Source organism: Algoriphagus sp. (assembly GCF_024642405.1).
Taxonomy (GTDB): domain Bacteria; phylum Bacteroidota; class Bacteroidia; order Cytophagales; family Cyclobacteriaceae; genus Algoriphagus.
The window spans coordinates 22,409-34,233 of record NZ_JAHEBC010000006.1 but is presented as its reverse complement, the minus strand read 5'-3'; the positions used below and the strand labels follow the sequence as shown (position 1 = coordinate 34,233).

The following is an 11,825-nucleotide window of genomic DNA, read 5'->3' as shown; positions in this document are numbered from 1 at the left end:
TTCAACTTCATTTGGATAATCAGGATAAAGCTTATCCAACATTTGAGAACCTAAAATTTTCCTCAAATTTGAATATTCCAAGTCTCTATCTCCCACTAACATGTCAGACATGTATTTAAGCAATAGAAGCGACTTGTAAGGAGTCCATTCTTCAGGTTTATAATTCAATATTTTATATTCAACTGGAGTTTGACCTGGGCTAAGGCTTTCTATGTACTGGTTAACCCCAGCAGCATAAGATTCCAAAAATTCTAAAGTTTCAGGATCGTTATTTTTCAAAAATTCCAAACCTAATTCAGCTCCATACCCAAGTCCTTTTCTTCTTGCTATTCGATCTATATCTAAAGCCACATCTCCAACTATTTCAGAAAGTCTTCCAGCCGCGGCTCTTGTTTGGAATTCCATCTGCCAGAGTCTATGTTTGGCAGTGATATAACCTTGGGCTTGATAAAGATCTTTTTTGTTTTCGGCGAAAATATGTGGGATTAAATTTTCATCGTAAACCACCTGTACTGGAGAACTAAGCCCTGGCAATTCTAGCTCTTCTTCAGCCAGATCATCTTCGCTATACATATTTTGCCAAAACCCATGATTTGGATCCAAAAGAGGTGCAATAGGAGGAACTGGACCTATTGGCCTAGATACATAAATCGCCAAAGTGATTGTAATCCCTAAAACCAACAAAAAAGAGATATACTTCATATTAGATTTTGAAGAGTAGATGAGGTAAATTAGAAAATCAGGAGGGTAATCAGATCAACTTTCCGAAATTTTAAAATCCAGCAAATTTAATCCTTTCTTTTAGAATGTCCTTCAGAATAATCTGTATTTGACATCAATCAAAAATGGCCCTCAATCTTATGGATTGAGGGCCATGTATCTATGAAACTTATTTTATAGAAATAGGAAGCTTTAATTTCTCCCACCTAATCACCATCCCTGGATTTTCCAAGTCAATTGAAAGTCTGTCTTGTGAACTTGATTCCCATTGTGGGGATACCTCCACCCGCAAAACATCGTTTTTTTCATCGTATTGAAAATGGCCATGTTCCAAATCCCATTCAGAGTTAAATATTACTGTCCAATCTGTATTTTCTTTTGGGATTGTAAAAAGCGAATATTTCCCTGCTGCAAGTTTTTCACCTTCCACCAACATTTCCTCACTTAACTCTACGTAAGTCGCTTCATTTGCACCAGTCCTCCATACAATATTATATGGAACTAAATCTCCCCAAATAGTCCTGCCTTTCACTGAAGGAGAGCCATAATGTACTTTGAAAGCTTTCCCTGAAATCATTGCATCTTTTACTTCAAGTGGACTTGGCCTGTTTTCGGCTTCCGATGTCTCTTCGACAGAATCAGAAACTTCTGATTTTTCTATTGACTCTGATGATTTGGGATCACAAGATGAAAATAGAAAGGATGCAAAAGCAGAGACCCAGATTAAATATTGTGTTTTCATGATAGTAAGATTTCTCATTGAAATAAACAATTAACTACATCTATACAAAATTCCCGCCCTAATTAATTAATCCTGTGTTTTTATTTGAAAGAGCCTCAATGGATTAGTAATCTAACTGTTATTTCACAAATATCGTATTAGAGACGAAAAAGCTTGAACTTTTGTTAAAACGAAATAAAATCAGTCAGAAATTCAAATAAGTAATTTTGACTGATTTACTTTGGGCACCACTAAACTCATCACATGAAATACCTGTCAGGAATTATATTTTGTTGCTCACTGATTTTATTTTTTAGTGTTTACATTTCTCCAGAATATATTCCCTATGTTGGTTTGTTGCCATTTTTTATACCAATTATTTGGTTAATAAATTTATTCATGCTGTTCATTTTAACTCTTTCTTGGAAAAAAACGGCACTTTTTCATTTAGCAGCTTTAATTATAGGATACAAATTTGCTCTTATTACTTTTCAGATAAACTCGAAAAACGAAGAAGCTGAAGGCTTAAAGGTTTTAACTTATAATGCTCATTTATTCAATTACAGTAGAAATGTAGAAGGCCAATTTGATCCAAATGTTTTTACCTGGCTACAGGAACATCCTGCGGATATAAAAGTATTTCAGGAGTTTTATCAAGATTTTACCTCTGCATCAAGAAATGCAATCAAGCTATTAGGAAAAGATGCAGGGTTTGAATCTTCATATCAAGTGATAAAGGGAAATCCTAAAAAAAGATCTTATGGCTTAGCTATTTTTAGTAGATATCCAATCATCAATGAAGGAAAAGTATTTGATAAGAATGGAACCAATGGGGCAATTTTTGCTGATATCCTTGTCAATAATGATACGATCAGGATCTATAATGCTCATTTGGAGTCTATGAGGATTAATTCAGACGGTTTGGAAGATTTAGAAGGTGTAAGGGAAAATTATAGGCAGACTTTGGGAAAACTTCATAGGGGAAGCCTTGAAAGAAGTAAGCAATTAAATTTATTGGTTGAGCACTATTTAAATAGTCCCCATCCCGTGATATTAATGGGAGATTTGAACGAAGTACCCTATTCATATACCTATTTCAAATTAAATGAAACTTTAGAAAATGCTTTTGAATATGCGGGAAGAGGCTTTGGGTTTACCTATAATAAGGTTTTATTCTTCTTAAGAATAGATCATATTTTTTCTTCTCCAATTTTAAAACCTATTCAATTTAAAACACATAGAGAGGTAGATTATTCTGACCATTATCCAGTCGCAGCAACTTTTTCATTAGAAGGGTTAAGAGATTAACTTTTTGGCTTTCTTCTCCCAGACTTTTTTCATGGGGAGTAACAATAAGGGTAAAAGGAATAAGTCAGCTAATAAAGCAAAAATCAAGGACGCCGCGATTAGTAATCCTGTAAAATGAGTTACGCCAAACTCCGAGAAAATCAGTAAACCAAACCCACATACCAGAATTAAAGATGTCAATACAATAGCTTTACCCGTTTCCAAGAAAGTTCTCTTTATGGCATAGAAAAGACTTTTCCCTTTTCCCAGTTCAAATCTTAATCGAGTCATAAAATGAATGCTATCATCCACGGCAATTCCAAAAGCAACTGTAAATAAGATCGCAGTAGTCAATTTAAAGTCTACCCCGATTATGAGCATAAGCCCCAACATCCAAATCAAAGGAATGATATTTGGAATTAATAAAATGAAAGATATTCTCCAAGATCTGAATAAGATACCAGCTATAATTCCAACTACTAAAAAAGCAAAACCCAGTCCTTTTGCCATTTGGACCGTAACAGATTTGTGGCCTTTATCCATTAAATACGCGGTTCCAGTCCATTTGACTTGTAAATACCTAGAATCAATTTCAGTGTTTACATATTCTATTAAGTCACTCCTGATTTGTGACATTCTATAAGTCCCAAAATCCGGAGATCTGGCACTTACCCTACCTGAGCGGTTTTGGTCAGAAAGAATTTTTATTCCATAGCTGTTTAGATCTCTCTCTAAATATTTTTCCATTCTCTTAAATTGACCTGGCGAAGGAAAGACATACGCATTTTCATTTCCTTGATTTTGTGCTTGATTCAAAGTTTTCACCAATGTCAAAGGAGAAATAATTTGATTTGAGCCAATCAACTCAAACAGCTTCTTTTCAATTTTATCAATTTCTTGAAGGACATTATAATCCAAAAGAGTTGCTGAAGAAGAACCTACCTCCAAGTACAATTCTAAAGGATTAGAACCACCAAACTGCTTATCAAAGTAATCTACATCTTGTTGGATAGGATGATCTTGCGGTAAATTATCCAGAAGAAATCCATTGATCTTAATAGACGTACCAGCCCAAATACCAGATAAACTGATCACTAAAAATGAAAAGATTATAAGTTTTTTCCTTTCAAGAATAGCTGATAATAGTGAGGCAAGAAATCTAGATGAAATGATCAGGTCAGATGATCTATTTATTTTTATTCGAACTAAAAAAAGTAAGCCAGGAGTAAGAAGTATAATGGCAAAAAACATTATTAAAACACCTATTCCTGTACTTAATCCAAAATTTTTAAGAGCCGGAATTGTTGTAAAAAACAATGAAATAAAACCCACTGAAGTTGTCAAAATCGTTAATCCAACAGGGATAAAAAGTTCTTTGAATACTTCATTTACAGCCTCGCCTTTTGAATTGCTTTTTTGAAATTTGATATTGAAATGAGTTATAAAATGGACTAAGGCACTTAAACCTACGATCAAAAATATTGTCGGCTGCATAATGGACATCACATCGAGAGATTTCCCGAAATAAAAAAATATAGCGAATGCCCAAAGCGTGCCAATTAATAATACTAATACGGGTATCCATACTGCCCAAAAACTCCTGAAAATCAGAAATAACATGACTAAAATCAAAAGAATTGATGCGCCGAAAAACAACCCAAACTCTTTTTGCATTAATTTGATAAAATCACCTTGAGCTTGAATTTTGCCTGCTACCGCTTTGGGTGGAAGTTCGTTTCGATCAAATACTTTTTGGATTTCTTCATAAAGAATATCCCCGTTTTCCTTAGAAATATTTTGAGTATTTTTTATCCAGAATAGAATAGATTTCCCGTCTTTAGATATTAGTTTAGAACGATATTGCTCTAGATTTTTAGACGATTTTACTAATTCCTCATCTGATCCCCATTTCATTACTTTTTCCCAGCGGGATCCAAATAGACCTATGATAGGTTTTTGAAAATTTAAAATAGAAATTATGGTATCGACATCATTCAATTCGGAGAGTTCAGTCTGAACTTCAAGCGCTTTCGCTAAAAAATCTCTGTTTAACAATTCCCCTTTGGAATTTTCTATGGCCACCAATAGATAATCATTGTCATTTTCAAACTCATTTCTAAACCATTGATAAAACTCCAAATCATCACTCTTTTGAGGAAAAAACTGCTCGAAGTCGTAGTTAAACTGAACCTTTGGCGGAAATAATAAAATTAGGATTGAGAGGAATAAACCGATGAAAAGTGAAAAGTATGCTGTTGATTTTTGGAACATCGGCATTAATGGAGGGAACTTCTAACGATTAATTACTATCTCCAATATTACTAGATATTTGACATCTTTGTTATTTACTCGTTCGTTTTCTTAGACGAACTAACTAAATTGCGGATAAAGTAAAGCCTATAAATTCAATGAAGCAGTATCACGATTTAATGAAGAAAATCCTAAATGAGGGAACTCAAAAAGGAGACAGGACTGGAACAGGAACTACAAGCATTTTTGGACATCAAATGCGATTCGATTTATCAGAAGGCTTTCCTTTGGTAACGACTAAAAAACTTCATTTAAGATCTATCATCGTTGAACTCCTATGGTTTTTGAGGGGAGATTCCAATATAGGATACCTTAAGGAAAATAAAGTTTCTATCTGGGATGAATGGGCTGATGAAAATGGTGATTTAGGACCAGTTTATGGGTATCAGTGGAGACATTGGCCAGATGGTAAAGGAGGAGAAATAGATCAAATCAAGAATTTGATTCATCAAATCAAAACCAAACCTGATAGTAGAAGGCATATTGTGAGCGCATGGAATGTAGCGGATGTTGATCAAATGGCTCTGCCCCCATGCCACACTATTTTTCAATTTTACGTAGCTGATGGAAAACTTTCTTGCCAGTTATACCAAAGAAGTGCTGATGTATTTCTAGGAGTACCTTTCAATATTGCCTCCTACGCTTTATTCACAATGATGGTAGCCCAAGTATGTGGCTTAAAACCAGGTGATTTTGTACACACATTTGGGGATGCTCATTTATATTCTAATCATATCGAGCAAGCAGAATTACAGTTAAGCAGGGAAATCAGGAAATTGCCTACCATGAAAATAAATCCGGAAGTCAAAGATATCTTTTCTTTTAAACTGGAAGACTTTGAATTAATTGATTATGATCCACATCCACATATAAAAGCAGCTGTAGCGGTATAAAAAAAGAAGCCCTGAATTTTTAATTTCAGGGCTTCTTGCTTATTATTTATCGCTCAACTCATATTTGAGTGTCTTTCCTTTTTCTACTGCCGGTAAACCTTCAGTCATCCAAAGTGGAGCAGGTGCTCCTTTCAAATAATGGTCAAAGAATTGACTCAATCTCATAGAGAGATCTTTTCTGTTTCTTCTTTGAACAAGGTTATGATCTTCATCATTATATTGTAGTAACCAAGCTGGCTTATTTAATCTCTTCAAAGCCATAAACATTTCTATTCCTTGGTACCAAGGCACAGAACCATCTGCATCATTGTGCATGATTAGTACTGGTGTTTCTACTCTATCCATGAAGAATAATGGGGAATTTTCAAGGTAATAAAGAGGCTTCTGCCATAGTGTACCACCAATTCTGGACTGGGTCTGCTCATATTGAAACATACGGCTCATCCCTGTTCCCCAACGTATTCCTCCATAAGCAGAAGTCATATTCACCACAGGTGCACCAGCTCCTGCAGCTTTAAACATATTTGTCTGCGTCATCAAATATGCTACTTGATATCCGCCCCAGCTCTGACCTTGAATCGCCATGTTATCTGCATCAACAAATCCTTTCGCTACAACTGCCTGAACTCCCGGGATGATACAACTTAAAGCACTTGGTCCTGGAAGCCCCAACTCATATTTAATATCTGGCACAAAAACCAAATACTCATTACTTACGAAATAAGGGATGTTGATAGTAGAAGCACTAGGAGCTGGAGATCTGTAATTATAAAGCCCATCACTGCTTCTTTCATAGAAATAAACCATCATAGGATATTTCTTATTCGGATCAAAATTCTCTGGTTTGAAAAGTATACCCTGTAATGGATCCCCTTCAGTGGTTATATAGGATACCAACTCTGATGTCCCCCAATTAATGCTTGCTTGCTGAGGGTTTAAATTTGAGACTTTTGTAAGATTCTTAAAAGTTAAATCTGACAAATATAAATCAGGATTTTCCACATAAGTGGATTTCCTCAGCAGGACTTGGTTGGTTTCTTTTGCTTTTGTTAATCCATAATATCTGTTAGGGGTAAAAATCAACTTTTTAGGAGCTGTTTTTGAATTAACCATTGAAGTATAAAAACCTGATTCTTTTGTATTTTCGTTGAATACACTTAAAATCAAAGGCTTAGAAGGATCAATACTCAAAATCTCCCGATCCAAATTCTCTACTCTAAAAACGGTATTGTTTTTTCTACCTTCTCCTAAAGTAATATTTTCTGCGCCAGAAGGGTTTTTAGGATCAACTTTCCAAATATCAAATCGATCGTTTATCAATAAAGCCAAATCATCATCAAGCCAGCCACTTTCGCCATAACTCCCAGGTAATGATGGTGAATCATGAAGTTCTTCAAAAAACGGGCTTTCAATACTAACTGTCAAATTTATTTTTTTCTCTGCCGCAATATCATACGCCACCCAGGCGCTATCTCTACTTGCATACCAATAAACATATTTGCCGGCAGGTGAAATACTTGGAAACCCAGATGCATCTTTTTCAATCAATTTCCTAGATCCGTCCTTAAAATCAACCAGATATACATCTCTACCAATTTGAATATCCCAGCTGTAGCTTCTTTCATATGGAGAGTTTGTTGTTCCTAAACCAAAATCTCTAGTTACTTTATTTTCCAATCTTACATCTTCCAGACCAGGTGATTCTAACTGAGCAATCATTCCATTAGATAGGTTGATTGTGGCAAGGTAAGACCTTCTCTCCTCTCTCGATTTTTGTCTCAATTGCATGGGTTGGATCTGAGAATCCTGCCAACCCCATATATCGAGGCTTGGTCTTTCATCTTCCAAAATAGTACTATCATTTTCATAGGGATAGTCTATGTAATTAGGAGTTGTACCAAAAAACAATCTGGTTTCGTCCTCTGAAAATTTTAAAGAGCCATTTTCACTTATTCTTCCATCATCCAATATTCCATTACTAGTCTCATCAGCCAATTTCTTTAGGTTACCCTCTTTAATATCATATAGATGAAGTTGGTAGTAAGCTTTTTTAGCTTTTGTTGAATCATCAGAAGTAAGGAATGCCAAATACTTTGATTGAGGAGAAAATCTATTCATCGTGTAGGAAGTCATTCCTTCATGAATGGCTTTATTTTCTCCAGAAGATAAATTCAAAATATGAATCGCCGCATTATCTAATGTGTCCTCCTCCGCTAATTCAAAGTGTAGGTAATCGCCATTTGGTGCAAAACCATAAGATTTAACCCTTTCAAACTCAAACGATTTACTCCCATCAAGGCTTCTCACCAATAATTTTGTGCCGTCAGTCTTTTTTGGCTTTTCTGCTTTTGCAGTTGAATCGGCAGGATCTTTTTTTGCAGGTTTTTCTTTTTCAAAATGAATTGCAATCCAACTTCCTCGTTCAGTAGGAGTGTCAAAAGATTTTACTTCTGGGAATTTCTCCAATTTTCCAGTACTCATTTGATAAATGAAAAGACTGTCAGAAGGCATATCATCTTTCTTGGTCTTTTTTACTTTAAGTAAATGGACAGAATCTTCTTGAGGAAGAATTTTACCTACCGCAAATGCATTATCCGCTGTAAATTCATACCCTGATCCCCTAGGTATTATAAATTTATTCGTCGGGTTTTTGTATGAAAATAATTCAACCCTTCCATCTCCTTCTTGAGGGGAAATTTGGTAACCTACCCAAAGTCCATCTTTAGTGATTTTTTCTGATCTAAGACTTTCCCATCCATCGTAATCAGAATGGTTTAAAGATCTCTTTTGTTGTGCTTCCGAAACTGAAATCAGGAAAGCAAAACAGAGAAAATAACCTACAGCTATTTTTTTAAGCATGATTTTCTATTTTAGTGTAAACTCTTTTTCAAAATAACCTCCTCTAGTGGAAGACAATCTAATTTTTCCTTTGACCTCTTCATCAGTATTCACTTTTATTTTAAATGTTACTGATTTTTCTTCTCCTACCTCAGTATATCCAGCGTATATAGTCTTATCGTATAAATCAGGACTAATAATCTGAACTTTTGCATCTTCATAACCCTTTGTTAATTCCTTGTCAAAATTCAAGGAAACCCGATCTTCCTGAACAATTTTCACAAGTTTTGCTTGTTCAAGTGCCACTGGAAGGCCTCCTATATTTGTCCATCCTAAAGAGATTTCAAATTCTCCATTTCCTTGATTGGTAACTTCAAGGGAGGAAATATTTAATTGTGGAAGCCTTTTTGCCATTGCAAGGTTAAATAATGCCTGCTTTTTAGCCCAATCTTCTAATTGCCAGGTAGGTCCGTTCTGTCCAAAAAACTTAGGATGAAAACCTCCGATTTCCACTTCACCTAAAACTGGATGATTGAAGGGAGTCCAAGATTTAAAACCTTTTCCCCCATTTGCTTCTTCATCCCATCTTAAACCATCAAAATCATCATAAATTCCATCGCCATTGTAATCTTTCATGGCTCCATTATTCCAAAGCTCATCCCCATACCAAATACTGCCATAGTAGAAATACCCGAAATCAGGACCATGTCCAAAAAGTGGACTTGGTTTTAATGGATCTCCAGTCATACTATTTACTTTATATCGAGTTGCGTAAGTTTCATACACATCGCCAGCCCAAGGATAAGCAGTAAACGACAAACCTAATTGATCCATCTCCTTGTAAATGGCCAAATCGTTTGGGTACATTCTTTCTTCAGCTTTAGAAGTAGATGGAGCTCTAAGATGCATGGGAACTCGTGTATCCATGGAGTTAACTACAGAAATATTTGGATGGCTTAGAACCCAAAGAACCGTCGCACGGGATTCTAATTCACTCATTGGGAATTCTCCGGCTCCATTTTGAGTATATCCTCTACCAGTTAAATCACCACCAGTATCAGGTCTCCAGTTCTCAGGATAATTCCTATGCAGATCTAAACCTCCAATTCCATCTTCATTGAAAGAACCATCTCCATCATTATCAAAGCCTTCTGTATACACTAAGTATTCTCCTTTTCCAGGAAAAGTCCTTTTCATTAATTTTTGACTTGGGTCTTCCGGATCTATGATGAAATTGGCCTTTTCTTTATCCTCTGGCGTAGTTGCCTTTTTCCTCATTTGATAAATAATACCGTCACCATCTAAGTCTTCCTCTGGATCTTCATCAAGTAACCCATCTCTATCGTTATCATGAGGTTTAACAGTACTTCTATTTCTTTGTTCAGTTCTGAGATATAGATTAGAACCATCTGGATTATTTTGAGGTCTAAGGTAAATAGCCTTTGTATCTACCAATTCTGTGATCTCTTGATCTTTCCCATAGTTTTCCAAAATATGTTGGGTCAACCAAAGAATAGATTCACTAGAAGTGATTTCTCCGGAGTGTCTCCCCCCTTCAAAATATGCAGCAGGTTTTTCAGTATCCTTCCCTGTCTTTTTATTTGTGATCGTCATTTGTAGGATAGGTCTTCCTTCAAAAGATTTGGCAACCTCATAAACCTCGACTATATCAGGGTATTTTTCAGCCCACACCTTATACCAATGGTACATCACATCAACCGTGTGATAATGTTCAAAATTGAGCGTTTCGCCCGGACTATACTCTACTTCAGGGAAAGTGAATTTTTTAAAAAAAGATGGACCATGCCTCTCGCCTGAGACAGTATAAAATTTAGAATCAGGATTATTTTCCGGAAAAGTTTTTTCAGGAGCAAATGACTTAATCTGAGAGTATGCTGAAATTGAAATTCCGATTAGGATAATAAATAATAAAGATTTTTTCATCGTGTGGTTCTTTTGTTCAAAATAAATACAGTGAAAACAATCCACACAACCGCTCAAAAAAAAGCTAAAGTAAACGCCTTAAATATCTAAAAACAGAGTGCTTTTCGGAATTCAGCATAAATGGTTATATCTAAGTGGAATCTTTATTTATTAAAATGTCATGATGGACTATCAACCACTGTATTCTAAGACGGTCAAAATATAATTTTTAAAAATTCGCTATTTAAAAGTGTCTTTAATGTTATAAATGAGATTACATTAAATAAAAAAGTCCTGCCACAAGCAAGACCTTTTCAGAATATAAACCCAAATATAACTTTAGAGATTAAAAGTTTCCATCAAATAACGCTCGAAGATTTGGAGTTTTTAATAACAACCAATTAAAATTTGAATGTTTCATGTAAAAACCAAATATTCGAATGGCATTTATAATAATGCCAAAGTAAACTGATTTTGGTTTCAATTACAAATTGAAAAAAAAATTTTGGTATTTTTTGAAGAACCTCTAATTTACAGGCACATTCATTAAAAATCATCTAAATCCAACAAAGGAAAATGGATAAAATTTTAGATATCGACAATATTGACCTAAAAATCATCTCACTTTTAAATGAGGATGCGAAGACTCCATACACAGAAATCGCAAAAAAGGTTTTCGTATCATCTGGTACAGTTCACGTCCGCATGAAAAAATTAGAGGATATGGGAATTGTGAAAAGCGCCACTTTAAACATAGACTTCTCAAAACTTGGCTATGATATATCGGCTTTTTTGGGAATCTATTTGGAAAAAAGTTCGCTTTATGACAATGTGATTGAAAAACTAAAAACTATTTCTGAAGTAGTAAGTGCCTATTATACGACTGGCAACTATTCCATTTTTGCTAAAATTATATGCAGAGACACAAATCACTTAAGATTAGTTTTAGATAATATTCAGAAAGTAGATGGTATAGATAGAACAGAAACACTTATTGTACTGGAAGAAAGTATAAACAGGCCTATTCAATTCTTTGATAAAGAGAAATAACTCTATTTGGATTAAATCCAAATAAATAAAAATCCGGTATTTTTGAGAATATTGAAAAAAAAAGTGTTGACCTATCAGCACTT

8 protein-coding genes are annotated in these 11,825 nt (G+C 34.9%); 3 read left to right on the top strand and 5 right to left on the bottom strand.

Features of this window, described 5'->3' with window-relative positions:
• Together Q0L68_RS01165 and Q0L68_RS01160 are read right to left on the bottom strand one after the other, a co-directional pair.
• A partial coding sequence (locus Q0L68_RS01165; RefSeq protein WP_296698231.1) for a penicillin acylase family protein occupies positions 1–702 on the bottom strand: 702 nt, incomplete at its 3' end.
• A gap of 187 nt (positions 703–889) precedes the next feature.
• Positions 890–1,462 carry a DUF2911 domain-containing protein gene (locus Q0L68_RS01160; RefSeq protein WP_296698228.1) on the bottom strand — a complete coding sequence of 191 codons (573 nt, stop codon included), beginning with the start codon at positions 1,460–1,462 and terminating at the stop codon, positions 890–892.
• Between the two features lie 378 nt (positions 1,463–1,840).
• On the opposite strand from Q0L68_RS01160, the gene Q0L68_RS01155 reads away from it, so the two are divergent.
• Positions 1,841–2,749: an endonuclease/exonuclease/phosphatase family protein gene (locus Q0L68_RS01155; RefSeq protein WP_366938331.1), complete on the top strand. Its 909-nt coding sequence runs from the start codon at positions 1,841–1,843 to the stop codon at positions 2,747–2,749.
• Here Q0L68_RS01155 and Q0L68_RS01150 read toward each other — a convergent pair.
• Positions 2,738–4,999, bottom strand: coding sequence for an MMPL family transporter (locus tag Q0L68_RS01150; protein ID WP_296698223.1), 2,262 nt, complete (start codon positions 4,997–4,999; stop codon positions 2,738–2,740). The genes Q0L68_RS01155 and Q0L68_RS01150 overlap by 12 nt on opposite strands.
• Before the next feature lie 137 nt (positions 5,000–5,136).
• Between Q0L68_RS01150 and Q0L68_RS01145 the strand changes: the two genes are divergently transcribed.
• Complete coding sequence (locus tag Q0L68_RS01145) at positions 5,137–5,931, top strand: thymidylate synthase (RefSeq protein ID WP_296698220.1); 795 nt, start codon at positions 5,137–5,139, stop codon at positions 5,929–5,931.
• Between the two features lie 42 nt (positions 5,932–5,973).
• Here Q0L68_RS01145 and Q0L68_RS01140 read toward each other — a convergent pair whose 3' ends face one another.
• Positions 5,974–8,790, bottom strand: coding sequence for a prolyl oligopeptidase family serine peptidase (locus Q0L68_RS01140; RefSeq protein ID WP_296698217.1), 2,817 nt, complete (start codon positions 8,788–8,790; stop codon positions 5,974–5,976).
• Between the two features lie 6 nt (positions 8,791–8,796).
• On the bottom strand, positions 8,797–10,713 hold the full coding sequence (locus Q0L68_RS01135) for a M14 family metallopeptidase (RefSeq protein WP_296698214.1): 1,917 nt from the start codon (positions 10,711–10,713) through the stop codon (positions 8,797–8,799).
• 555 nt (positions 10,714–11,268) lie between these two features.
• Here Q0L68_RS01135 and Q0L68_RS01130 point away from each other — a divergent pair.
• The gene (locus Q0L68_RS01130) at positions 11,269–11,742 is read left to right on the top strand and encodes an Lrp/AsnC ligand binding domain-containing protein (protein WP_184496481.1); all 474 of its coding nucleotides are present in this window, start codon (positions 11,269–11,271) and stop codon (positions 11,740–11,742) included.
• The last annotated feature ends 83 nt before the right edge of the window (positions 11,743–11,825 follow it).

Coding starts and splice junctions, on each gene's coding strand:
- Q0L68_RS01145 (WP_296698220.1), top strand. CDS start 5,137: ATGAAGCAGTATCACGATTTAATGAAGAAAATCCTAAATGAGGGAACT.
- Q0L68_RS01135 (WP_296698214.1), bottom strand. CDS start 10,713: ATGAAAAAATCTTTATTATTTATTATCCTAATCGGAATTTCAATTTCA.
- Q0L68_RS01150 (WP_296698223.1), bottom strand. CDS start 4,999: ATGTTCCAAAAATCAACAGCATACTTTTCACTTTTCATCGGTTTATTC.
- Q0L68_RS01140 (WP_296698217.1), bottom strand. CDS start 8,790: ATGCTTAAAAAAATAGCTGTAGGTTATTTTCTCTGTTTTGCTTTCCTG.
- Q0L68_RS01130 (WP_184496481.1), top strand. CDS start 11,269: ATGGATAAAATTTTAGATATCGACAATATTGACCTAAAAATCATCTCA.
- Q0L68_RS01160 (WP_296698228.1), bottom strand. CDS start 1,462: ATGAAAACACAATATTTAATCTGGGTCTCTGCTTTTGCATCCTTTCTA.
- Q0L68_RS01155 (WP_366938331.1), top strand. CDS start 1,841: ATGCTGTTCATTTTAACTCTTTCTTGGAAAAAAACGGCACTTTTTCAT.